Genomic DNA, 26,467 nt, shown 5'->3' on the forward strand with positions numbered 1-26,467 from the left:
GCGATTGCTGGCAGGCGTCGTCACGGTGACGGCGCCTATGGCTGGTGAGCCCGCCAGGCGGATCTCGATTCGAGACCGGCTCATCAGCACCTTGTGCTCCGCGCGCCAGCGATCCGTAGTGGTACCGAACGAAGTTGTATCTGGGCTTTGGTCGCTCGTAACACGCAATCGCCGCCAAATACCTACGCCTCTGTCATCGAGAAGTTGCAATGAATGTCGAAGAGCTGATTGACCGTCTTAAGTCCCTGAGCATCAGGCTTGAAGCCCAGGATGGCAAGCTGCGCGTGCATGCCCCGAAGAATGCGATCACACGTGAACTGGATGACGCAATCCGTGCGCACAAGCAGGCATTGCTTGAGCGTGTCGCGAAGCCGGCTGAGGCGGCGCTGCTCAAGGCACCGCGGGATCAGCCGATACCAGCCTCCTTCATTCAAGAAATGATCTGGTTCTTCGAGCAGATGCATGACCAGACCGCGGTCAACAACAACCCGGCTGCGTATCCATGTGTCGGGATCGGATTGCAAGTCGAGACGCTGTCGGCGGCGTTGACCGAGGTCGTGCGGCGCCACGAGATTTTGCGAACGCGTTTTGTCGGTGACGGCGAGACCTTGCTGCAGGTCATTGATCCGCCGCATCCAGTTTCGATTCCCGTCACCGATTTGCAGCATCTGAGCCCACTGCCGGCCGACGAACGGGAGCGTTTGCTCCGCGACACGCTGAGGCAGGCGTGTATGCGTCCGTTCGATCTGAGTCATGGTCCGCTGCTGCGGGTTGGCCTGTTTAAGCTTGGCGACGATGAGTACGTGTTCCAGATCGACGCGCACCACATCATTTTTGATGCCTGGTCCAGCGGCGTGTTCTTGCGCGAACTATTCGACTTGTATGCGGCATTCGCCAGCGGTCAACCCAGTGCGCTGAAAGAGCCTGAGTACCAGTACGCCGACTTGGCCTACAGTCAACGGCAGCGGCTTGGGCCCGAGACTCTGGGCCGTCAGGAAGCCTACTGGCGCCAAAAGCTCGCTGGTTTGCCGCCGTTGCTGGAGCTGCCTTATGACCGTCCGCGACCCTTGCGGCAATCATTCAGTAGTGGCGTGCATGTCTTCGAGATTCCAAAGCCCTTGATTCAGCCATTGATGGAGATGGGCGGGCGAAACGGCTGCTCGCTGTTCATGACGATGCTCGCCGTCTACAGCTATTTGCTGGCGCGGTATTCCGGACGCGACCGAGTGCCAGTGGCGTCGCCCATCTCGTTTCGCAATCAGCCAGAGCTCGAGAACATCATCGGGCCGTGCTTCAACACGTTGGTGTTCTGCAACGACGTCACATTGGGCCTGGACTGGTCAACCTACGCGGGTGCGATTCGCGACACCGTTCTTGAGGCATTCGCGCACCAGGACCTGCCGTTCGGCCGGGTGATTGCGGCGGTTAATCCAAGCCGCAGTCTCGCGCACGAAGCCATCGCGCAAGTCAGTTTCAATCTGAAGCTGTCGGAAACGCCGACTGGCGACGGTGGTGCCAATGGCACAAGCCAGGAGACCGACTACGACACCAGCATGAAGGGGGCTCGCGGCGGCGACATTTACGATTTGTCGCTGAACATGTTCAAGGACGCGTTCGGCTTGCATGCGTATTTCACTTACAGTCATGCGCTCTTTGACGCGGGAACGATCGAAACGATGGCGCGTCGGTTTGTCGATTTGTGTCAGGCAATCGCCACATCGCCGAGTCCGCGTCTTGATGCGCTGCCATGGGTTGGCGTCGATGAAGCCCGGGTTCTAATGCAGCAGGCACGTGGTGCGGACCTCCCGGACGTCCCACCCGTACTTACTGCGCTCGCGATGCGAGCAGCGCGACAGCCGGACGCGCTGGCGCTGATCGACGGCAACAGTGCCTACACTTACCGCGAGCTGTTTGAACGAATTGGTCGGATTGCTTGCTGGCTGCGAGCACAAGGTGTGGGTCCGGAAACGACGGTCGCGGTTCATGCCGCACGCAGCGCCGAACTGATGCAGATCGTACTGGCAACACTATCGGCAGGTGCCGCGTTCCTGCCGATCGATCCGGCATTTCCCAACGCGCATGTCAGCAGAATACTGGACGCCGCGCGTCCGACTCTGGTCGTCAGCGATGCCGCGGACGACGGGCGTCACGGCTCGCACCGTGCAATCACGGTCGACGCGGTGGTCACCCAAGCGCAGACATTCGCATCGGTCGAGCCGTTCGCCGTGCATGGCGAAGCGGCCGCGTATGTCATGTATACGTCGGGTTCGACCGGACTACCCAAGGGCGTGGTGATCCCGCATCGGGCGTTGGCCAATTACTGCGCCGCAGCCGCCGAGGCCTATGGGGTTCGAGCCGGTGATCGCGTGATGCAGTTCAGCTCCGTGTCGTTCGACTTGTTTGTCGAGGAACTGTTTGTAACGCTGACGCAAGGCGCCACCCTGGTGCTCTATCCCCGTGAGCGTGAGTTGTCGGTGCCTGTGTTTGAGCGATTCCTGCTCGATCAGCGGATCGACGTCGCGAGCATCCCGACTGCCTACTGGCATGCCTGGGCGGCAGTCACTGCACCTTTGCAGGCTGTGCCTGCGCTCCGCACGCTGATTGTGGGTGGCGAGCAGCCAAGCCCGGCTTTGCTGGAACGATGGCGTGCGGCATGGCCGGGCGTAGAGTGGATCAATAGCTATGGACCGACTGAAACCACCGTGATTACCGCGTGCTGGTCGGACTCGGCAAAGGTCATGGAAGATCGAGAGCGGCTGCCGATTGGACGCGCTATCGCCAATGGCCAAACGTATGTGCTAGACGAGGCGCTGCGTCCGTTGCCAGAAGGGATCAGTGGACTGCTGTATCTCGGCGGCCCGAATCTGGCTCGTGGTTACCTCGATGATCCCGTCGCCACCGCATTGCGGTTTGTGCCCGATCCACATGCTGACAAGCCCGGCGCGCGTCTGTACCGAAGTGGCGATCTTGCACGGTGGCGCCGTGGTCAGATCGAGGTTCTCGGTCGTTCCGACACGCAGGTCAAGATTCGCGGCTACCGGGTGGAGCCAACCGAAGTGGCGGAGCGACTGAAACGGCTCTCCGGGGTGGCTGATGCAGCAGTTGTCGCCGTCGCGGATTCAGAGGGTCGTAAACGCCTGGCCGGATTCTACGTGAGTGATCGCCGCGTCGACGCGAACGCCGTTGCACAGGAGCTCCGTCAGGACGTGGCCGATTTCATGTGTCCGGAGACGCTGACTCGGATCGAGACAATGCCTTACACAGCGAACGGCAAGATCGATACGAATCGTCTGACCGCACTCATCGATACCAATGCTCGCCGGTCGAGCATCGTGCCAATGGTTAGCGACACGGAAAAGCGCCTGGCTGCAATTTGGGGACGCCTGCTTGAAGCGGACCACCTGGGCCGGAACAGCAACTTTTTCGAGGTCGGCGGGCATTCGCTGTTGGCGATTCGTTTGGTGCATGCCGTTCGCAACGAGTTTTCAGTGGAGCTCGCCGTGCTCGAAGTCTTTCGAGCGCCAATCTTGAGTGACATGGCCGAACGGATCGAACGGGCCCGTGCAGCGTGCGCCGTGATTATGGCGGAGACCGATTCGGCGGACGAAGACCTCGAACTCTTTCGCATCTGAGCGCCAGTCGGCGGGGCCTATGCGGCTGCGCGTTCTTGCGCGGCATGGCCGCCCGGATTGGCGACGTGCGGACCCGATTCGGGAAGCGGTTGGTGGCAAGTCGCACTAGCCGAAATCAGTGACATTTAACAACCGAATGATCGCATCGAATCCGTTTGATGCACTTCAGAAGTGGGGATCAACGTGAACAATCTGAATGCTGGCGCAGTTGGCGCCGAAGTCTCTGAACTGATCGCAGTGCTGGCGCAAAAAGGCATCCGCATTGGATTGCGCGACGACGGGCTGGACATTGCCGCGCCAAAAGGCGCCATGACCGGCGAACTCAAAGAGCGGCTGGTTCGGAACAAGGCTGGTCTGGTGCAATGGCTGCGTGCGCATGCCGTGCAGAAGCTTCCCAAGCGGCCTGATCTGCGCGCCCGGATTGTTCAGCATGATTTGCGTGCTCACGTCGATCCGGAAGCTGCCATGCAGGCATTGGTCGATGCCGATGCCGTGGCGGCGTTCGACCTGGAGCAGGGCCCGCCGCTACGAGTCAGCACGGTACAGATGGATGACGAGCATTTCGTCCTGATGATCAACTTGCATCATCTGTTTGGCGATGGGCAATCGATGTCGGTACTCGCCAGCGACCTGGGCGCACTTTACGAGGCAGAGCGGCAGCACGCTGCGCCGAACTTGCCCGACCTGCCGATTCAGTACGGTGATTACGCTGTGTGGCAACGCAGTCGGCTGGATGCTGAAGCGTTGGATCGTCTCAAACGCTATTGGCTTGAACGGTTACGTGGCGCACCCCCGTCGCATGGCATTCCGATCGACTATGCGCGCCCGTCTGTGCCGAGCCATCGTGGTGACGGCGCGACGCTTCAGGTTTCGGCGACCACGGCGGTGTCGCTGCGTTCGATCAGTCGGGGGCTGGGCGCTACGCTGTTCTCCACGTTGTTTGCGGCATTTGCGCTGGCACAGCATCGTTTCGGGGGCGCGACCGATCTGGTTGCCGGTACCGTCGCGGCCAATCGCGAACGCGTCGAACTCGAAGGGTTGATCGGGTTCTTCGTCAACACGGTGGTGCTGCGCGCGCAGGTAGACCTTCAAAAGAGCTTCAAAGAATTTCTCCGAGGTGTCAGCAGCGATGTTCGCGACGGCTTTGCGAATCAGGACCTGCCGTTCGACCAACTGGTCGAGTTGCTGAAGCCGCCGCGCGATCCGTCACGACACCCGATTTTCCAGTTGATGTTCACGGTAGTGCAGTCGACGACCGAGCCCGCGGCAACCGATGGGGCAGAGTCACTCAACATGGAGCCCGTGGGCAGTGAAATCAGCGCCAAGTTCGATCTCGCGCTGGCCGTGCATGACCGTCCCGACGGCTTGCATTGTGCGCTGAACTATGCGCGCGACTTGTTTTCTGCCGAGACTGCCGACGCACTGCTCGAGACCTATCGCTCCGTTCTGGATGCGGTCGCCAAGAGCCCCGATGTGCCGATGGCCAGTCTGTTCGAGACCAGCACGGAAGCGCCAGCAACGCTGGTTCCGGCAGACGCCGTCACGCTGACCGCTCAGGAGTGGTTTGAGCGGCACGGTGTGGGCGACGTCTTGGACTATTCCGCGCAAGGCGTGCATCGCCAGTTTGAGCGCGAGGTGTTGCGTTCGGGTGAGGTGCCGGCGGTGGTGTTTGGTTCGGAGGTCTTGACGTATGCGGCGTTGAATGCGCGTGCGAACCAGTTGGCGCATCATTTGCGGTCGTTGGGGGTGGGGCCTGAGTGTTTGGTTGGTCTGTACTTGCCGCGTTCGATTGATCAGATCGTTGGGGTGATGGCGATCTGGAAGGCGGGTGGGGCGTATGTGCCGATGGATGTGTCGCACCCGACGGGACGTTTGGAGTCGATGTTGGCGGATGCATCGCCGTTGGTGATTTTGACGCATGAGGGATTGGTGTCGCGGTTGCCGGAGACGTCTGCGGTGGTATTGCGGATGGAGCAGTCGGCGACGTATGCGGGTTATTCGGCTGAGAATTTGTCGGATGATGGCTCGGGGTCGCGGTTGGCGTATGTGTTGTATACGTCTGGGTCGACGGGCAAGCCGAAGGGTGTGGAGATTGAGCATGGCTCGTTGAGCAGTTTGGCGGCGGCGTGGGTGCACCAGCGTGGCGAGCAGAAGGTAGGCCGGCATGTGGCGATCAATGCGCCGATGGTGTTTGACGTGTCGGTGCAGCAGTTGTTGCAGTTGTTGAGTGGCGCGACGTTGTATCCGGTGCCGGAGCAGACGCGTTTGGACATTGATGCGTTGTGGCGGTTTATGGAGGCGTCGCGTCTGGATGAGTTTGATTGCACGCCGAGTTTGATGCAGGTGTTGTTGGACACGCTGACGGAGGCGCGTCGCGGGTGGTTGCCGAAGATGTTGTTGGTGGGTGGTGAGGCGATCAGCGAGCGGCAGTGGCGGCAGTTGTTGGGATTGCGTGGGTATGGGATCGAGGCGTGCAATGGTTATGGCCCGACGGAGTGCACGGTGTACACGACGTATGGACCGGTGGTGCCGGAGTCGGCGCAGCCGGTGATTGGACGTCCGGTTCCGAATTTACGGTTGTATGTGTTGGATGATCATGGCGAGGTGTGTGGTCCTGGTGTCGCGGGCGAGTTGTATGTGGCGGGCGCTGGGGTAGCACGCGGCTATCGATCACGGCCGGATTTGACGGCGGAGCGGTTTGTTGAGCGTATGGTGCTTGGCCGTCTGGAGCGTTTGTATCGGACGGGCGATTGGGTCCGTTGGAAGGAGGATGGGACGCTGGAGTATTTTGGCCGGCGGGATGGACAGGTGAAGTTGCGTGGGTTCCGGATTGAGTTGGGCGAGATTGCGGCGGTGTTGGAGTCGCAGTCTGGGGTGAGGCAGGCGGTGGTGGTGGTAGCAGGCGAGGGGCCATCGGCGCAGTTGGTGGCGTATGTGGTGGGCGAGGCGGACACGGATGGGCTTCGGGATGCGTTGGCCGAGCGGTTACCGGCGTACATGGTGCCGACGGCGTGGATGTCGTTACCGGCGCTGCCGCTGAACACGAATGGCAAGATTGATGTGCGGGCGTTGCCGGCGCCGGTGTTGACGGCGCGTGAGTATGTGGCGCCGACGGATGCGTTGGAGCAGACGATTGTGTCGGTGTTCGAGGAGTTGCTCGGGCAGTCGCCGATCAGTGTGCACGATCACTTCTTTGCGCTGGGTGGGCATTCGTTGTTGGCGATGCGGGCGGCGGCGCGGATCAATCAGTTGTTGGGTGTGGATTTGCCGGCGTATCGGGTGTTTGATCTGGCGACGGTGGCCGAGCTTGCGCCGGTGGTGCGTGATCTGCAGCGTGCGGGCAAGGCCGTGCTGATTCCACGCTACACCGGTGATCGCCGACGCATGCCGTTGTCGCCCGGCCAATATCGCCAATGGTTGTTCAACCAGGTCGACAGCGTCCGGCGAGGGGTGTTCAATATTCCGGAACAGCGCAGCATTCGCGGCGAGTTCGAGCATTCACGTTTGCAGCGCGCCTTTACGGCGCTGCTAGCACGACATGAATCGTTGCGGACCCGAATTGTGGTTGAAGGCGATGAGCCGTGGCAATGCGTCGAATCGGGTATTGAGTTCGATTTGCCATTGCTTGATCTGTCCAACGTGCCCGATGCCAATGCTCGCCTGGAAGCGCTGGCGATCGAGGACGCACAGGAGGTTTTTGATTTGGAGCAAGCCCCCTTGCTCCGCGCCAAGCTCGTTCGGATGGCGCCCGACCGCCACATCATTCTGTTGAACATCCACCATATAGTCAGCGACGGCTTGTCTCAGGAAGTGCTGTGGCGCGAACTCGCGGCGCTGTATGCAAACGAGAGCCTCCCGGCGCTGCCGTTTCAGTTTGGCGATTACGCCGCCTGGGAACAAAGCCAAAGCGCGCGTCCTGCCAACGTGCATTCCGAGGCCTATTGGACACAACACCTTGCGGATCTGCCGGTGTGTCATAGCTTGCCACTTCGCGCCACCCGCCCGACGCAGCAAGGTATCCATGCCCTGACCGCGCGGCACCGCTTGCCAGATGGTGTTACGGCCGCACTCAAACAATTGGGTCAGCAAGAGCGGACGACGTCATACATCACGTTGTTGGCTGCGTTCCATGTGCTCCAGGCGCAGTTCTCTGGTGTGCCAGACAGCATCGTCGGCACACCGGTATCGACCCGGCAAAGCGCCGAGAGCGAGGGGCTGATTGGTCTGTTCACGGACATTCTGGTGATGCGCCAGAACGTCAGTCTTGCCGTGACGTTCCGCGAGTTGCTGCAGCAAGTTCGTAGTCGCGTGCTGGAAGCCTACGAGCACCAGGACATGAACTTTGAGCAAGTCGTACGGGTGCTATCCCCGCCGCGAACGTCGAGTCATCACCCGCTGTTTCAGATCTTGTTCTCGGTTGAGCAGGAGCCCGCAACAGTCGGCGCCTGGCAGCCGATCCCGGTCATCGCCGAACAGCCACCGCAGTTTGACCTGTCGATGGTGATTCGAGAAGGCGAGGCACTGACGTGCAATCTGACCTACAACACCGATCTGTTCGATGCATCTGGGATGAATCGAATGCTCGGTTATTACGAGCGATTGTTGACGGCGGTGTCGGCGAATCCTGATCTGGCGTTGAATCGACTGGATTTGCTGAGTGATGCCGAGCGGGCGTGGTTGTTGGCGCAGGGCACGGGTCCGGTGTTGCCGGTTTCGGAGTTGGGCGTGCATCGCCAGTTTGAGCGCGAGGTGTTGCGTTCGGCTGATGTGCCGGCGGTGGTGTTTGGTTCGGAGGTCTTGACGTATGCAGCGTTGAATGCGCGTGCGAACCAGTTGGCGCATCACTTGCGATCGTTGGGGGTGGGTCCTGAGTGTTTGGTCGGTCTGTACTTGCCGCGTTCGATTGATCAGATCGTTGGGGTGATGGCGATCTGGAAGGCGGGTGGGGCGTATGTACCGATGGATGTGTCGCACCCGACGGGACGTTTGGAGTCGATGTTGGCGGATGCGTCGCCGTTGGTGATTTTGACGCATGAGGGTTTGGTGTCGCGGTTGCCGGAGACATCTGCGGTGGTATTGCGGATGGAGCAGTCGGCGACGTATGCGGGTTATTCGGCTGAGAATTTGTCGGATGATGGCTCGGGGTCGCGGTTGGCGTATGTGTTGTATACGTCTGGGTCGACGGGCAAGCCGAAGGGTGTGGAGATTGAGCATGGCTCGTTGAGCAGTTTGGCGGCGGCGTGGGTGCACCAGCGTGGCGAGCAGAAGGTAGGCCGGCATGTGGCGATCAATGCGCCGATGGTGTTTGACGTGTCGGTGCAGCAGTTGTTGCAGTTGTTGAGTGGCGCGACGTTGTATCCGGTGCCGGAGCAGACGCGGTTGGACATTGATGCGTTGTGGCGGTTTATGGAGGCGTCGCGTCTGGATGAGTTTGATTGCACGCCGAGTTTGATGCAGGTGTTGTTGGACACGCTGACGGAGGCGCGTCGCGGGTGGTTGCCGAAGATGTTGTTGGTGGGTGGTGAGGCGATCAGCGAGCGGCAGTGGCGGCAGTTGTTGGGATTGCGCGGGTATGGGATCGAGGCGTGCAATGGTTATGGCCCGACGGAGTGCACGGTGTACACGACGTATGGCCCAGTGGTGCCGGAGTCGGCGCAGCCGGTGATTGGACGACCGGTTCCGAATTTACGGTTGTATGTGTTGGATGATCATGGCGAGGTGTGTGGTCCTGGTGTCGCGGGCGAGTTGTATGTGGCGGGCGCTGGGGTAGCACGCGGGTATCGGTCGCGGCCGGATTTGACGGCGGAGCGGTTTGTTGAGCGGATGGTGCTTGGCCGTCTGGAGCGTTTGTATCGGACGGGCGATTGGGTCCGTTGGAAAGAGGATGGGACGCTGGAGTATTTTGGCCGGCGGGATGGACAGGTGAAGTTGCGTGGGTTCCGGATTGAGTTGGGCGAGATTGCGGCGGTGTTGGAGTCGCAGTCTGGGGTGAGGCAGGCGGTGGTGGTGGTGGCAGGCGAGGGGCCATCGGCGCAGTTGGTGGCGTATGTGGTGGGCGAGGCGGACACGGATGGGCTTCGTGATGCGTTGGCCGAGCGGTTACCGGCGTACATGGTGCCGACGGCGTGGATGTCGTTACCGGCGTTGCCGCTGAACACGAATGGCAAGATTGATGTGCGGGCGTTGCCGGCGCCGGAGTTGACGGCGCGCGAGTATGTGGCGCCGACGGATGCGTTGGAGCAGACGATTGTGTCGGTGTTCGAGGAGTTGCTCGGGCAGTCGCCGATCAGTGTGCACGATCACTTTTTTGCGCTGGGTGGGCATTCGTTGTTGGCGATGCGGGCGGCGGCGCGGATCAATCAGTTGTTGGGTGTGGATTTGCCGGCGTATCGGGTGTTTGATCTGGCGACGGTGGCCGAGCTTGCGCCGGTGGTGCGTGATCTGCAGCGTGCGGGCAAGGCCGTGCTGATTCCACGCTACACCGGTGATCGCCGACGCATGCCGTTGTCGATGGCCCAGCAGCGGCTCTGGTTGGTCGAAAAGATGTCGGCAGCGGGCAGTCGCAGCCTCTACAACATTCCGGTGCATCTACGGATCCGGGGTGAATTGGATCTGGCAGTGCTGGAGCGTGCGTTCCAAGCGCTCGTGACGCGTCATGAAACCTTGCGCACGCGCCTGATCGAAATCGACGGTGAGCCCTGGCAATGCGTTGAGCCGGCTGAAGGGCGTTTGGTCGCGCCCGTCTCGTATGCGCAACGGCAGCTTTGGTTGATCAACGAACTGGAAGGTCGTGACGCGAGCGGTCTCTACAATATCCCGCTATCTTGGAACTTGGACGGCCCGGTTGATCCATCCCAACTCGAATCGGCATTCGGCGACTTGTTGGCGCGACACGAGGTGCTGCGAACCCACTTTGTCGAAATTGACGGCGAACCCTGGCAGTTCATCGCGCCAGAGGAACCGTTCAAGCTGGTCTGCCGCGATTTGCGCGATCAGGTCGATCCCGTCGCGGCGGCGAGTGCCCTCGCGGCGGCAGACTTGCAGCAAGGTTTCGATTTGCGCCGCGGACCGTTACTTCGAGCGCAGTTGCTGCGATTGGCTGAAGACCGACACATGCTGCTCGTCTGCCTGCATCACATTGCGGCCGACGGTTGGTCCATGGGCATCCTCGCGCGCGAACTGAACGAGCTGTATCGCGCCCGGGTCGAACAGCGCACGCCCGTGCTGCCGGTGTTGCCAGTCCAATACGGCGACTACGCACATTGGCAGCGGAACCAGGTGCAGAATCTTGAGTCGCAATTGCAGTGGTGGCAGCAGCAATTGACCAACTTGCCCGCTTGTCACAGTCTGCCAACCGATCGTCCGCGACCGTCGCGTCCGAGCCATCGTGGTGCCACGTTGAGCCACGACATGCCCGCAACGGTGGCGTCGGCGCTCCAGGCGCTGTCGACCGAAGAGCGGGCCACCGCGTACATGACGCTTCTTGCCGGATTCCAGTTGTTGCTGGCGAGGTTGTCGGGCGCTTCGGACATCGTGGTCGGAACCGCCGTCACCAATCGGCCGTTCGCGGAGTTAGAAGGTCTGATTGGGTTTTTCGTCAACACCTTGGTGCTTCGCCAGTCCGTTGATACATCGTTGAGCTTCCGCGACTTGCTAAAGCAGGTGCGTGAGCGCGTCCTGGCCGCCTATCAGCGCCAGGACGCACCGTTCGAACAGGTGGTACAGGCCGTTCGACCCGAACGCAGCGCCAGCTATCACCCGCTCGTGCAACTGATGTTCTCAGTCGAGCGGTTGCTCCCCGATGCCGAGTCTGCCGCGAATCAGGTTGCACCATCGAACGCTGAGGTTACCGACGATGTCAGCAACTGGGCCAAGTTCGATCTATCGCTTCTGGTGCGTGAAGGCGAAACGCTCAGTTGCTCGATCACGTATGCGACCGACTTGTTTGATCGCGCGAGCATGGTGCGCCTCTTGTCCGAATACGAGCGATTGCTCACGGCGGTGTCCACCGATCCCGATCGGCCGTTGAACCAACTGGACCTGTTGCAAGCGAGCGAGCGGGCGGAGCTGCTGGAGACTGGAGCTGGCGACGTTGTCGCCGTCCCGAGCGGTACCGTCCACGCAGCATTCGAAGCACGCGTGAATCTGCATCCGGAACGCATAGCCGTGCAGATGGATGGGCGCGGCATCAGTTATGCCGAATTGAATGCCACGGCCAATCGATTGGCTCGTCGGCTGCTGGCTGCGGGGATTCAGCGGGAATCGATCGTTGGCATTTTCTGCCCGAGATCAATCGAACAAGTCGTTGCGATTCTGGCGATCCTGAAGGCCGGTGCCGCCTATTTGCCGCTGGAGCTGAGTTACCCGAAGACGCGCCTGGCCGACCTCACGCGCGAGGCCGGTGCCGCTTTGGTCTTAACGTTTGACGGACTGCAGGACAAGCTTCCGGACACGCTGCCGACTATCACTCTGGACGCTCCAAACGACTGGCAGCAGTTTGACGAATCCAATCTCGCACTCGAATGTGCCGGCAGCTTGCTGGCCTATGTGATCTACACGTCCGGATCGACCGGAACCCCGAAAGGCGTCGAGATCGAGCATCGACAGTTGCTGAATCTTTGGTCGTCGCTGCGTCGGCCGATTGCCGACGCACTCGGTTCGCGCGATTGGCGCACGTCGATGAATGCGCCGCTGGTGTTTGATTCCTCAGTCAAGCAATGGCTGCAGGTGCTTGACGGCGCGACGCTGTGTCCGGTGCCCGAAGCCGCCCGGCATGATGCTGGGCAGCTGTGGCAGTTCATCGAAACGGAACGCATTACGGTCCTGGATCTGACGCCGAGTTTGCTGCAGACCTTGCTTGACGTTGCGACCGAGAGACAATTGGCATTGTTGCCGCGCGTACTGTTGATTGGTGGCGAGGCGATCTCGGCGCGACTCTGGCAAACGCTGCTCGAACTGAGTGGCCGATACGGCGTTCAGGCGTTCAATGTTTATGGCCCAACTGAATGCACCGTCGATACGACCATGGCCGCGATTCAGAGCGCTTGTCCCCAGCCGGTGATTGGCCGGCCATTGAACAATGTCCGACTCTATGTTCTGGATCATGACGGCAATCCGTGTGCGGTTGGCATGGCAGGCGAGTTGTATGTGGCGGGCGCTGGGGTAGCACGCGGGTATCGGTCGCGGCCGGATTTGACGGCGGAGCGGTTTGTTGAGCGGATGGTGCTTGGCCGTCTGGAGCGTTTGTATCGGACGGGCGATTGGGTCCGTTGGAAAGAGGATGGGACGCTGGAGTATTTTGGCCGGCGGGATGGACAGGTGAAGTTGCGTGGGTTCCGGATTGAGTTGGGCGAGATTGCGGCGGTGTTGGAGTCGCAGTCTGGGGTGAGGCAGGCGGTGGTGGTGGTGGCAGGCGAGGGGCCATCGGCGCAGTTGGTGGCGTATGTGGTGGGCGAGGCGGACACGGATGGGCTTCGTGATGCGTTGGCCGAGCGGTTACCGGCGTACATGGTGCCGACGGCGTGGATGTCCTTGCCGGCGTTGCCGCTGAACACGAATGGCAAGATTGATGTGCGGGCGTTGCCGGCGCCGGAGTTGACGGCGCGCGAGTATGTGGCGCCGACGGATGCGTTGGAGCAGACGATTGTGTCGGTGTTCGAGGAGTTGCTCGGGCAGTCGCCGATCAGTGTGCACGATCACTTTTTTGCGCTGGGCGGGCATTCGTTGTTGGCGATGCGGGCGGCGGCGCGGATCAATCAGTTGTTGGGTGTGGATTTGCCGGCGTATCGGGTGTTTGATCTGGCGACGGTGGCCGAGCTTGCACCGGTGGTGCGTGATCTGCAGCGTGCGGGCAAGGCCGTGCTGATTCTACGCTACACCGGTGATCGACGACGCATGCCGTTGTCGATGGCGCAGCAGCGGCTCTGGTTGGTCGAGAAAATGCATGGCGATGCCATCGCCGGCCTCTATAACATTCCGTTTCGAACACGGTTGCAAGGCCCGCTCAGTGTGCCCGCCCTGGAATCGGCGGTCAGCAATTTGGTCGCACGGCACGAGAGCTTGCGAACACGCTTTGTCGAGGCGGCAGATCAAGTCTGGCAGTGCGTCGAGCCGGCAGCAACGGTTCAAATCGAACAGCGCGACCTCCGCTCGGAGTCCGATCCAATCGCGGCACTGCACGACGTTTCACAAGCTTGGGCTGCACAAGCGTTCGATCTGGCTGCCGGCCCATTGTTCCGGATTCAACTAGTCTGTCTTGGCGCCGATCAGCATGCGCTGTTGATGTGCCTCCATCACATCATTGCGGACGGTTGGTCGATGGGTGTGTTGGCCGAAGAACTGACTGAGCTCTATGACGCTGCATTGAATCAGCGCGAGCCCAACGTGCGGCCATTGCCGATTCAATATGGCGACTTCGCGCACTGGCAGCGCACCCAGGAACACGACTTCGACGCGCAACTGCAGTGGTGGCGACAGGAGCTGTCCGATCTGCCAACCTGCCACAGCCTGCCAACCGCGCGACCGCGCCCCGCGCAACTCGGGTATCGCGGCGCCACACTGAGCCACGACCTGTCCGCGTCAGTGGCGCGTAGCGTGCAGGCGCTGGCGCACGAAGAGCGCGCCACGGCCTTCATGACGCTGCTGGCCGCCTTTCAGGTCTTGCTGGCGCAGCAGTCTGGTGCCAGCGACATCGTTGTCGGTACGCCAACGGCCAATCGACCGAATCCCGAGCTGCAAGGTCTGATCGGGTTCTTCGTCAACACACTGGTGCTCAGGCAGCAGGTCGATGACACACTGAGCTTTCGCGGATTGCTGAGGCAGGTGCGTGAGCGTGTGTTGGCCGCGTATCAACGTCAGGATGTGCCGTTCGAGCAAATCGTGCAGGCCATCAATCCAGAGCGTAGCGCCGCGCATCACCCGTTGTTTCAGATTCTATTCTCGACCGAGCGCGTCGCCGGCCTGGCGAATGCGAATCGCGAGGCCGATGGTGGCGCCGCAGCGGACGAAAGCAGCGACTGGGCGAAGTTCGATTTGTCGTGGGTAGTGCGTGAGGGCGACACGCTGAGTTGCTCGTTGACCTACAACACCGATCTGTTCGATGCAGCTGGGATGAATCGAATGCTCGGTTATTACGAGCGATTGTTGACGGCGGTGTCGGCGAATCCTGATCTGGCGTTGAATCGACTGGATTTGCTGAGTGATGCCGAGCGGGCGTGGTTGTTGGCGCAGGGCACGGGTCCGGTGTTGCCGGTTTCGGAGTTGGGCGTGCATCGCCAGTTTGAGCGCGAGGTGTTGCGTTCGGCTGATGTGCCGGCGGTGGTGTTTGGTTCGGAGGTCTTGACGTATGCAGCGTTGAATGCGCGTGCGAACCAGTTGGCGCATCACTTGCGATCGTTGGGGGTGGGTCCTGAGTGTTTGGTCGGTCTGTACTTGCCGCGTTCGATTGATCAGATCGTTGGGGTGATGGCGATCTGGAAGGCGGGTGGGGCGTATGTACCGATGGATGTGTCGCACCCGACGGGACGTTTGGAGTCGATGTTGGCGGATGCGTCGCCGTTGGTGATTTTGACGCATGAGGGTTTGGTGTCGCGGTTGCCGGAGACATCTGCGGTGGTATTGCGGATGGAGCAGTCGGCGACGTATGCGGGTTATTCGGCTGAGAATTTGTCGGATGATGGCTCGGGGTCGCGGTTGGCGTATGTGTTGTATACGTCTGGGTCGACGGGCAAGCCGAAGGGTGTGGAGATTGAGCATGGCTCGTTGAGCAGTTTGGCGGCGGCGTGGGTGCACCAGCGTGGCGAGCAGAAGGTAGGCCGGCATGTGGCGATCAATGCGCCGATGGTGTTTGACGTGTCGGTGCAGCAGTTGTTGCAGTTGTTGAGTGGCGCGACGTTGTATCCGGTGCCGGAGCAGACGCGGTTGGACATTGATGCGTTGTGGCGGTTTATGGAGGCGTCGCGTCTGGATGAGTTTGATTGCACGCCGAGTTTGATGCAGGTGTTGTTGGACACGCTGACGGAGGCGCGTCGCGGGTGGTTGCCGAAGATGTTGTTGGTGGGTGGTGAGGCGATCAGCGAGCGGCAGTGGCGGCAGTTGTTGGGATTGCGTGGGTATGGGATCGAGGCGTGCAATGGTTATGGCCCGACGGAGTGTACGGTGTACACGACGTATGGACCGGTGGTGCCGGAGTCGGCGCAGCCGGTGATTGGACGTCCGGTTCCGAATTTACGGTTGTATGTGTTGGATGATCATGGCGAGGTGTGTGGTCCTGGTGTCGCGGGCGAGTTGTATGTGGCGGGCGCTGGGGTAGCGCGCGGGTATCGGTCGCGGCCGGATTTGACGGCGGAGCGGTTTGTTGAGCGGATGGTGCTTGGCCGTCTGGAGCGTTTGTATCGGACGGGCGATTGGGTCCGTTGGAAGGAGGATGGGACGCTGGAGTATTTTGGCCGGCGGGATGGACAGGTGAAGTTGCGTGGGTTCCGGATTGAGTTGGGCGAGATTGCGGCGGTGTTGGAGTCGCAGTATGGGGTGAGGCAGGCGGTGGTGGTGGTAGCAGGCGAGGGGCCATCGGCGCAGTTGGTGGCGTATGTGGTGGGCGAGGCGGACACGGATGGGCTTCGGGATGCGTTGGCCGAGCGGTTACCGGCGTACATGGTGCCGACGGCGTGGATGTCGTTGCCGGCGTTGCCGCTGAACACGAATGGCAAGATTGATGTGCGGGCGTTGCCCAAACCATTGCTTCGATCGGGCGCTATGGCGCCGCCTCGAAATCATCTCGAACACGTGCTTCAAGACATCTGGCAGTCGGTCCTGGGCGTTGCGCCAATCGGCATTCATGATCGCTTCTTCGCCTTGGGCGGGCATTCCCTGTTGGCGGTGCGCATGCTCGCTGCGGTGCGTCAGGCGCTGGGGCGCACCGTGACCGTTGCGCAGATTCTGGGCCACGACACGATCGCCGAACTTGCCGGCTTGTTGGGCCGCGAATCAATAGCGGCAGCAGCGCCAATTGTGACGCTGCGCCATGGGCGCGATGATCAACCCTCGGTGCTGTTTCTGCCGCCAGTGGGCGGGAGCTCGGTGACCTATCACCGTCTGCTGTCGGCCTTTTCGCCTACGCAAACGTTACTCGCGGGACATCTGGATGTGCATGAGACGATGCCGACTTTGGACGGCACCATCCGCGCGGCCGCGAGCCGGTATTTGGATTACCTGATTGCGGGATCGTTCCCGTTGCCACACTGTCTGGTCGGCTGGTCGATGGGCGGCGTGCTTGCGCATGAGATCGCCGCATTGATGATCAACCGCAGCATGCCGGCGCCAACCATCGTCCTGATCGACAGCCACGTTCCAATCGAGCAGACGGCATCGGGGCCTTCCGAGCGCGGCGCTGCACATACTTTGGCCGCGGAACTTGGCTTGACGGATCAGGCGTTCGATTGGGATGCGGACCAAGGCATTCATGGACTACATGCCCGGTTGACCGCGGCCGGCTTGATTCCCGATGAACTGGACGTGGCGCAACTGCAACGTCGGTTGACGTTGATTCATCACCACATGCGAATTCTGGCACAGCATCAGCCGACGCCAGCCGCCGTGCCGGTTCTATTATTTAAGGCTCTGAACAGCCGCGATGCCCGTCATGACAACGGTTGGACGCCGTTCGTTGCAAGCATTCGCATCCAAGCGGTAACTACCGATCACTTTGCAATCATGCGTACCCCGAATGTCGAGCGCTTGGCGCGCGAGATGGCCGGCGTGCTCGTCGCGGCTGCGGCGTCTGCAGACCAAAGCGACCTGACCGAGATCAGCGCGCATGCTGATTGATCTCGAACAGTTGCCGCTGCCGACCGCCATTTGTGCCGACGTATTGGTGGTTGGGGCCGGGGTGGCCGGCTTGATCCTGGCTCGCGAACTGGCGGACGCCGGCATTGACGTCGCGATTCTGGAGAGTGGCGGCATTGAACCGGAAGCCCGCAATTCCGACTTGTCGCGCGGCACGGGCGTCGTGTCTAGCCCTGAGGGCCCCGAGCTCGTTTGCGATGATTATCTGCACACGTCGCGCGAGCGCGGCGTTGGCGGAACATTGAACCTCTGGGGTGGCAAGTGCGGTGAGCTGGACCCGGTCGATTTCGAGCAGCGCGAGTGGATTCCAGGGAGCGGCTGGCCGTTCAGCAAGGGCGATTTGCAGCCCTTCTTGGATCGTGCATGTTACCGGTTCGGGATTCCCACGTTTGCTGGCCGGCGCCGCCAATTGGAGGCAGCCGGTGCATGGGTCAAGATAAATGCTGAGCGGAATTTCACCAGCGCGTTGCGGATATTCAGTGGGGTGACGGGAACCGCGCCCGGTGAGGGGCTGCATCAGTTCAAGGCGGCAATCGCAGAAGACCCGAACATTCGTATCTACTTGCACGCCACGGTCACTGAGCTCGTTCCCGATGCCAGTGGTCGATCGATTGCCCGTCTTCGTGTGGCTCGCCCAGATGGCCAAAGCGTGGAAGCGCGTGCCGGGCGCTATGTGTTGGCTGCGGGTGGTCTGGAGAATCCCCGCTTGCTGTTGCTGTCCACCGCGCAATCGGCCTCTGGCCTTGGCAATGCGCATGATCTGGTCGGGCGGTATTTCAGCGGCCACGGGATTCTGCGCGACATCAACGGGCCGTTGCTGCCGCCCGCGCATCTCAAGCTGACAGACGCTCAGAAGCAGTCGCTCGCGCTGTATTTGCACAAGGATCCCGCACATCCTCAGGCGCTGTTGCTCGCAACCAAAGGACTGCAGTATCGCGAGCAGACGGCCGGGTTTGCCGCCACCCTTGAACCTGTCGAGGACAGTCGGTGCCCCGAAGCAACGCCGATGTTCTTCGCGATCGAGCAGACCCCGAATTCGGCCAGCCGGGTCAGCTTATCGTCGACCGCGGACGCATTTGGCTGTCGACGCCTGCACTTGGAATGGCGATTCAACCAGTTGGATTTGGATTCGATGCGCCGTTCGATCCAGGTGCTCGCTTCGGACCTTCAGAAGGCAGGATTCGGGCAGCTCGTCTATCAGGACGATTCCCTGCGTCTGGCACAGGCATTGGAGTTGGCTCGACACCACATGGGTACCACCCGCATGCACGACGACCCAACGCAAGGCGTCGTCAATCGCGATTGCCGCCTGCACGGGGTCGACAACCTCTATGTGGCCGGAGCGTCCGTCTTTCCGACGTCTGGCGTGGCCAACCCCACGTTGACGCTGGCGGCGTTGGCGATTCGGCTGGCTGACCATTTGCGGGCCGGTATCGGTGCTGGTGCGACGCGCGAGCTGGTCGCCGCAGCGACATGATCCGCGTCCGGTTCCGTTGCCATCTGGGTCCCAAAAAAAGGGATGCGCCCGCGGTCGTCCAAACCTCACAATGTCCTTGAAGTCGCGGGGGAATCGTTATTCTAATCAATAGGATAGAGCGACAATCTCATGTATTGAGACAGGTCCGATCAGACCATTACGGGGCGCCATTCGAGCTGCCCGCCTGTCGCTTTCGACGCGTCCATACGTGCAGGACCCAGTAACCGACCGCTGCAGCCAGGCAGATCAGTGCCGGAATCGCCAAGGCGTCAAACCCGAGCCGGCGCAGGGCCCAGACGCCCACAAACACGCCGACGACGAAGCCAGAGATCACGAGCAGGCAGAGCCGGAGTCGCCGCCGATCGATCGGCAGGCCACGCGCGGCATGACCCAGGTAGATTCCCAGGTCGGTGATCATGCCAGTGAGGTGCGTGGTTCGAATGACGGCGCCGCTGTAGGTGCTGACCATCGCGTTCTGCAATCCGCACGCGCAGGCAATCAAGTAGAGGCCCGCTTCCTCGTGGCCGTCGAGCAGCGGAATGGCCAACAGCAGCAATCCAGCCGCCCAGCCAAGCGCGACGCTGTACCGGCGGCCAAGCCTCAATGTGCTGTCCTGAATCAGAATGCCGCTCAGCACGGTGCCGGCAAAAAAAGCGAACAGGATCAGCGCGTGATGGAGTGCCAGGCGCCATTGCCCGGTTGCGAGACTGCCTGCCACCAAGGTGGTGGTGCCGGTCAAATGCGTAATGGATTGCTGGTAGGCGCTGAAGAGTCCGATCCCGTTGACCATCCCGGCATTGAGCGCCAATAGCCAGGCACCGATCCACACCCATCTTGGTAATAGTCGAATCATTCGATTGGTTCTTTTGGTTCCCGATTGACCGTTCGATTATCGGGTTCGTGACCCGATTTGGCGGCTTCTCGCGGCGCGTTGCGGTGAAAAGCCATAAGCCTGGTGCTTGCTTTAATTCCATAATTCCGGAAATATAGAAATATGGATACCCCATTGGCCTTGGCCGCGCTGAGTGCGTTGAGTCACGAATCTCGTCTTGCTGCGTTTCGGCGTCTCGTTGAGGCCGGCCCGGCGGGCATGACGGTGGGCGACCTCCGGCAGACCCTGGGATTGCCGGCTGCGACGTTGACGGCGCACCTGAACGTCTTGCGTCAAGCCCAGTTGGTGCGCGATCAGCGTGAGGGCCGGGTCATTCGCGTTCGCGCCAACTTTGATCAGATGAACGCGTTGGTCGCCTATCTCACCGCGAACTGTTGCGCGGGCCAGATCGATTGTGGCGTGGTTCCCCAATGTGTGCCCGATCCCACTGGCTCCGACCCCGCCGGCCACTGCTCCGCTTGTTGAACACTACCTCTAGAGTTGAATCATGAAACGCGTGCTGTTTGTTTGTGTCGAGAATGCCAACCGAAGCCAAATGGCCGAAGCCTTCGCCCGTATGTTTGGCGGGCCTGATGTCGAAGCGCTGAGCGCCGGATCGCGCCCATCAGGTGTGATCAATCCCAAAGCCATCCGTTATATGGCGGAACTGGGCTACGACCTGAGCCAGCACGCCTCCAAATCGCTGGACGACATCGAAGGCAGTTTCGATGCGGTGATCACGATGGGCTGCGGCGACTCGTGCCCTTGGGTGCCCGCGCGTCGGCGCGAGGACTGGGCGCTGCAAGACCCCAAGCACCTGGATGACGATGCCTATCGGGCGATACGCGACGACATCGGTCAGCGCGTCAAGGCACTGCTGGCGTCGCTCTGATGCCTTTCGCCCGCAAGCTGCTCGCCGAAGCAGTCGGCACGATGATCCTGCTCGCCAGCGTGGTTGGCTCCGGCATCATGGCTGTGCAGTTGGCGCAGGGAAATGCCGCCGTCGCATTGCTCGCCAACGCAGCTGTAACGGCCGGCGTGCTGTATGTGCTGATTGTGTTGCTTGGTCCAATTTCGGGCGCACAGTTCAATCCGGTGGTCAGTCTGGTCATGCGCCTTCGAGGTGACATGCGCTCGGGTGAGGCACTTGCCTATGCATGCGTGCAGATTCCCGCCGCCATTGCGGGTGTGATGCTGGCTCACGCCATGTTCGACTTGCCGCTATGGCAGGCCGGCACGCATGTCCGCACGGGGGCGCCCCAATGGCTCAGCGAAGTGGTGGCCACCGCCGGACTGATTCTGACGATCCTGCTCGGGTCAAAGTATCGGCCGACCGCCATACCCGCGCTCGTCGCGAGTTACATTTTCGCTGCCTACTGGTTTACCGCGAGCACATCGTTCGCGAATCCGGCCGCAGCGATCGCCCGTGCTGGAACGGACACGTTCGCCAGCATCCGACCGACTGACGTGGTCGGATTTGTAGCGGCGCAGATCATTGGTGCGCTGCTTGGGCTCGCACTGAGTTGGCTCCTCATCGATTCGGAACCAGTTACGCCAACGAGCCGCCGATCCGAAGCCTGATTCTCAGATTGCTGAATCGGTCGATTGACAGGTCGGCGCCAACCGGCGTAGCGTTCGCCAACCGCAGGTTGCGGTTCTAGGCTTGGGGCCAGTTGCACGGGCGAGCGGGTTGGTCCTGCCAGAAGTGTCTATCCGAAGTGGTTCGCCCAACGGAGCCCGATATGGCCGGCCTGTTTCATTACTTCGAACAAATTCTCAAGCTTGATCGCAGCGAGATTCGCTATCTCGATGCCGATCTGGTGTTTGCCCGACTCGAAGACGACAGCATTTATGAGGCGGCCTACGGCGATGCCGTCATGGATGTCACCGAAGAGCAGGACGCGACGACCTTCATCATTGTGGGCGGGCGGCTGCACGGCGTGCGCGCGAGTGTCAAGAACAAGCTGCCACTGCGTGACACGCCCATACTGCGCTGGTCCATGATCGATGTGCAGCAGGGCGATGGGCTGGTGCTTGAAACCGCGCGTGGCGAGATCGTGCTGATTGATGGTGGCGACAACAAGTTGTATGCCCGCCATCTCGCCGCACGTTACGCCGGAACAAGTAAGGCGCTGCCGTTGCAGCCCGATGCGATCATTGTGACGCACGGCGATGCGGATCATTTTGCCGGGCTGAGTGAGATCCGGAAAACTGAGAATCAGAAGAAAATTGATCCGAAGAACCGCTTGTTTCTTGCACCCGATCGCGTGCTGCACAATGGCTTGGCCAAGCGCCCGGGCAAGCGCCCGGACAAGACCGATCGGCCCGATCGCGAGCAGTTTGGCGCGACCAAAGTGGTCGACGGCACGCGCTTCATCACGGAACTGATCGATGATCTCGAGTCGTTGCCGAACGAAGAACTGAACGTGCCATTCCGCGAATGGCGCGACACGCTGCAGCATTGGCAAGCGCGGCGCGAGGCCTTGGGGCTCAAGCCGATGTTGGTCCGTCGCGTCGATCACACAATGGCGGCCGCGTTTGATTTCCTCCAAGGCGAGACCGGTCTGGACACGCAAGTTCTCGGGCCGATCGTCGAGACCGTGGGCAACAAGCCCGGACTGCGCTTTCTGAAAGCGCCGCCCAATACGGCGGAATTGCACCTGCAAGAAGAAGTCGGTGCCACGGGCAGTGACTCGGCTTCCCATACGATCAACGGCCACTCCGTCGCATTTCGAATGCAGTACGGCAATGTGCGCATCATGCTGACGGGCGACATGAATCATGAATCGATGAATCGCTTGCGGCATGCGATTCCCGAAGCACAACTGCGGGCAGAAGTCCTGAAGACGCCGCATCACGGGTCGGCTGATTTCGATTTCAAGTTTCTGAAAGCGGTCAGCCCGGTGGTGTCGATGATTTCATCGGGCGACGAAGACACGAGCAAGGAGTACATTCATCCGCGAGCCACCCTGGTATCGGCGCTTGGTCGCGCGTCTCGAGGTGACACGGGGATTGTGTTCATTACCGAACTCGCTGCGTTCTTTGCAGTTCGCGGCTATGCCACGGAAGTCGATCCGAGCAATGCAGCGCGCAAGAAGGCGTTCTTCGCGTTTGAACGCACGAACTTCGGCATTATCCATGTGCGCAGCGACGGCGAGCGGGTGCTGGCCTTTACGCATAGTGGCAAGCGCGGCATGAATGAGGCGTACGGTTTCAGGGTGGATGGGCAAGGGAAGATCAAAGTCGCACCCCGGCTGACGACGGTGCGGTGACGGCCCGGCAATCATCGGGGATAGGCTGGCCACACGTCTTGCCGCAACCTGCCGACCGGCGTTGGAGCAGACGTGTCGTGATGAGCCCGCTTCGGGAAGGTGGTCAAGGTGTGCGGTTTGTGGTGACTGATCGTTTTGGATGCATGAGTCGGCAGTAGCAAAGGTAGGTGGGATCACGCTGGTGGCCATTCGGACTACGAATGCCACAGCGGACAGACTTGGGCGGGGCGGCGCGTTGATTGCGGATGGCAATCGCGCCGTCGCCACAGACAACAGGAGCATGGCACGATGAGCATTCTCAAAGTCTTTGTGGATCAGGCGGACGCAGCAACCGTGTTGGCAGAAAGCCGACTGATCGAGGCCTACGAGGCGTTCTTGCTGGTCGAGACAACCGATGAGCAAGCGAGCGCGTTGGCTGCGCGTTTTCCGGTCGAAGACATCAGTGACCAGTTCGAGGTTCAAGTCAACGAGATCAAGATTCCCATGAAGGGGCTGGCTAAGACGCCGACTGGCGCCAGTATGAAGGCGTCTGCCTGGGCGTCGGTGGCCATCGACGCTCAGCCGCACCACTACATCGTGCAATTCATTGGACCGATTAAACCCGCCTGGCTCACCAAGGCCAAGGCAACCGGCGCGCAGTTGCGCGAGGCACGGGGCAACTTCAGCTATATCGTCTGCGCCAACGCCAAACAGATAGCGCAACTGAGCGAACTGCCCGTGGTGCGCTGGATTGGACATTTGCGGCATGCCGATCGGGTTTGCGGGACACTGTTCTCGGCACCCGCAGAATCCAGCACTGATCGGCCCCGACGGGCCGCACTCCCTGGCATGCTGCGCGTGCAGTTGTTTGCGAGCAAGGATTTGCCCGCGGTCGTGCGTGCAGCTAAAGCGTTGGGATTCAAAGTGCTGGGCAAAGACGCGCAAGCCGGGATCGTTACAGTGTCGACTCAAGCAGGCAGCTTGGCCGCGCGGCGCAAGCAGGTGACGGCATTGTCCGCCGTTCATGGCGTCAAGTTCATTCGCCCCCACATCATGCCAAGAACGTTCAACAACATTGCCACCGGGCTAATGGGCGGCGGCTTTGCGGCCCAGAGCCCAGCAGGAATGCAGCTGACAGGTGCGGGTGAGATCGTCGCCGTCTGTGATACTGGCTTGGATACGGGAGATCCGGTAACCATTCATCCGGATTTCGCTGGCCGTATCAAAGCGATCCGCAGTTATCCGATTTCGGACGATTACGCCGAATACCTGATGAATCCTGGTGCGGACGATGGCGCATCGGACCTTGACTCCGGACATGGCACACACGTGGCGGGGTCCGTGTTGGGCAGTGGTGTCGGCGCTGCAGGGAGCCCCGACTTGGCCCAGGGTTTTGCGCCGAAAGCCAAGCTGGTGTTTCAGGCTATCGAACAGGAAATGAAATGGAAGCCCCAGTTTGTGGGTCAGCCCGGCACGGATCGGTTCACGCTGTCTGGCATTCCCAACAATTTGAGACCGCTGTTTCAGTGGGCATATCAACAAGGCGCTCGGATTCACTCCAACTCTTGGGGCGGCGGTGTGCCCGGTGCGTACGACGCGCAATCCGAACAGTTCGACCGCTTCAGCTGGGATCGCAAAGACCTGCTGTTTGTCATAGCTGCGGGCAATGATGGCGTCGATTCCGATCGCGACGGAACAATCAACCTGGGCAGCGTCAGTTCGCCTGCAACGTGCAAGAATGGGCTGACGGTGGGTGCCAGCGAAAACCTTCGACCTGAGTTCAACGCCATGCGTTACGGCGCTTGGTGGCCCAAAGACTTTCCGGTACCGCCGATCCAGACTGACCCGATCGCGAATGACCCGGGGCAGGTAGCTGCATTCAGCAGCCGCGGGCCGACGCTCGATCAGCGCATCAAGCCGGATGTGGTAGCGCCGGGCACCTTTATCCTGTCGGTCCGCTCGTCGATGATCGCCAAGAATCATTTTGCCTGGGCAGCCTATCCGCCGAACAAGCAGCGTTACATGTACATGGGCGGTACGAGCATGGCGACGCCGCTGGTCGCGGGCGCGCTCGCTTTGATTCGCCAATATCTTCGTACGTTCGCAAAAATTGCAAAGCCGAGTGCGGCGTTGATGAAGGCCTTGGTGATCGCGGGCGCCGAGCCCATCGGCGGAACTGCCGAATCCAGCCAACCGGACAACCATCAAGGTTATGGCCGGGTCAATCTGGAACGAAGTCTGAAGCAACCATTGGCACTGGTTGAAGGCCCCTCGTTGAGCACTGGCAAGAAAGCGACCTTTGCGCTCGACGTACCCGAAGCGGGGAAGACGCTGCGCCTGGTGCTGAGTTACACCGACGTGCCTGGGCCGAGTCTGATCAACGATTTGAACTTGATCGTCAGCGATCCGCATGGCAAGAAGTACGTTGGGAATCAACGTAGCGATGCCGTTGGCTTGAGCCTGGACAACCGCAACAACACCGAACTGGTCGCCGTGCGCGCGGCAAGCCAGGGCCGTTGGCAGATCGATGTGGTGGCGTCCAATGTATCATCCGGCCGACAGCCGTTTGCGCTTGTGGCGGTACTGATCTGAACTATCGTCGGGAGCCTCGGTCTTCCAAAGATCTTCAAGTCACCGCAAGTCACCCCGGACTGGATCCGTCTTCGAACCGGATCTGATCCGGAGTGGGTTTGGTCTTCGATCGGATAAGCAGAGGCCTTGCTGGATCAACAACACATGGGCTGCTCCGAGGCTTTTCACATTGCATGGCTAGACCGCCGCCTCAATCGACCACTTCTGAATGTCGCGCACCTCGTTCTCGGTCATCCCCAGCGATCGTAGAAACGCGCGATGTGCCGTTGGCGCTTCGCGTTCGAACTGACAATGCCAGTCACGCATCGACTGGTCATCAAAGCCGGCTTGGCGGAGCAGCGCCACCCAACTGGTCTTGCTGTGTGGCGATGTCCTGTCGTTCAGTGCCTGGGTCGCGAGGAGCCGCGCGAGCAGTCGCTGTTGTGCGCGCAGCGTCGACAATGCGACCGAAGACTCGAGCAAACGTTGCTCCAGAATGGCCGTTGCGCTGGTGGCGGTCTGGTTGGTCGAGGACCGCTGCCGTTGGAGCAGTTGACCAATCTCGGTCAGCGACAAGCCCGCGCTGCGAAGCTCTCGAATCATCTGGGCCTGGGCACGCGCTTCGGGCCCATACAGCCGGTAGCCGGCGGCGCTGCGCCGTGTCGGGTGCAGCAGACCGATGGATTCATAGTGCAGGACCGATGCACGCGCCAGACCCAACTCGCGGCACAATGTGCCGAGCGTGATACAGGTGGCGGGCAGGGTATTGACTCGGAGACGCGGCGTCATGATGCTCGCATGGCAGGGGTGATGGTCATCGCCT

General features: G+C 60.8%; 10 protein-coding genes. 8 read left to right on the top strand and 2 right to left on the bottom strand.

The window, feature by feature from the left end:
* Positions 1 to 209: 209 nt before the first annotated feature.
* The 3 genes from C7S18_RS08125 (at position 210) to C7S18_RS24170 (ending at position 18,951) form a co-directional block, all read left to right on the top strand.
* Positions 210 to 3,632, top strand: a complete 3,423-nt coding sequence (locus tag C7S18_RS08125; protein WP_106891084.1) for a non-ribosomal peptide synthetase — start codon at positions 210 to 212, stop codon at positions 3,630 to 3,632.
* Positions 3,633 to 3,815: 183 nt separating this feature from the next.
* On the top strand, positions 3,816 to 17,456 hold the full coding sequence (locus C7S18_RS08130; protein ID WP_146151814.1) for a non-ribosomal peptide synthetase: 13,641 nt from the start codon (positions 3,816 to 3,818) through the stop codon (positions 17,454 to 17,456).
* Positions 17,446 to 18,951, top strand: coding sequence for an FAD-dependent oxidoreductase (locus tag C7S18_RS24170; protein ID WP_146151815.1), 1,506 nt, complete (start codon positions 17,446 to 17,448; stop codon positions 18,949 to 18,951). The genes C7S18_RS08130 and C7S18_RS24170 overlap by 11 nt, the downstream gene beginning before the upstream one ends.
* A gap of 157 nt (positions 18,952 to 19,108) precedes the next feature.
* Here C7S18_RS24170 and C7S18_RS08145 read toward each other — a convergent pair whose 3' ends face one another.
* On the bottom strand, positions 19,109 to 19,804 hold the full coding sequence (locus C7S18_RS08145; protein WP_106891086.1) for a YoaK family protein: 696 nt from the start codon (positions 19,802 to 19,804) through the stop codon (positions 19,109 to 19,111).
* 141 nt (positions 19,805 to 19,945) lie between these two features.
* On the opposite strand from C7S18_RS08145, the gene C7S18_RS08150 reads away from it, so the two are divergent.
* The 5 genes from C7S18_RS08150 to C7S18_RS08170 all read left to right on the top strand — a co-directional run bounded on the left by C7S18_RS08150 (position 19,946) and on the right by C7S18_RS08170 (position 25,665).
* Positions 19,946 to 20,308 carry an ArsR/SmtB family transcription factor gene (locus tag C7S18_RS08150; RefSeq protein WP_106891087.1) on the top strand — a complete coding sequence of 121 codons (363 nt, stop codon included), beginning with the start codon at positions 19,946 to 19,948 and terminating at the stop codon, positions 20,306 to 20,308.
* A 22-nt stretch (positions 20,309 to 20,330) separates the two neighbouring features.
* Positions 20,331 to 20,714 carry an arsenate reductase ArsC gene (locus tag C7S18_RS08155; protein WP_106891088.1) on the top strand — a complete coding sequence of 128 codons (384 nt, stop codon included), beginning with the start codon at positions 20,331 to 20,333 and terminating at the stop codon, positions 20,712 to 20,714.
* Positions 20,714 to 21,403: an aquaporin gene (locus C7S18_RS08160; protein ID WP_106891089.1), complete on the top strand. Its 690-nt coding sequence runs from the start codon at positions 20,714 to 20,716 to the stop codon at positions 21,401 to 21,403. Before C7S18_RS08155 ends, C7S18_RS08160 begins: the two co-directional genes overlap by 1 nt.
* 161 nt (positions 21,404 to 21,564) lie before the next feature.
* Entirely contained in the window at positions 21,565 to 23,094 is a 1,530-nt protein-coding gene (locus C7S18_RS08165) for a ComEC/Rec2 family competence protein (RefSeq protein WP_106891090.1), read from the top strand.
* Between the two features lie 288 nt (positions 23,095 to 23,382).
* Positions 23,383 to 25,665: a S8 family serine peptidase gene (locus C7S18_RS08170; RefSeq protein WP_106891091.1), complete on the top strand. Its 2,283-nt coding sequence runs from the start codon at positions 23,383 to 23,385 to the stop codon at positions 25,663 to 25,665.
* A 177-nt stretch (positions 25,666 to 25,842) separates the two neighbouring features.
* On the opposite strand, the gene C7S18_RS08175 is transcribed toward C7S18_RS08170, so the two are convergent.
* Positions 25,843 to 26,433, bottom strand: a complete 591-nt coding sequence (locus tag C7S18_RS08175; RefSeq protein WP_106891092.1) for a MerR family transcriptional regulator — start codon at positions 26,431 to 26,433, stop codon at positions 25,843 to 25,845.
* Between the last annotated feature and the right edge of the window lie 34 nt (positions 26,434 to 26,467).

It is taken from the genome of Ahniella affigens, from assembly GCF_003015185.1.
Classification (GTDB): Bacteria; Pseudomonadota; Gammaproteobacteria; order Xanthomonadales; family Ahniellaceae; genus Ahniella; species Ahniella affigens.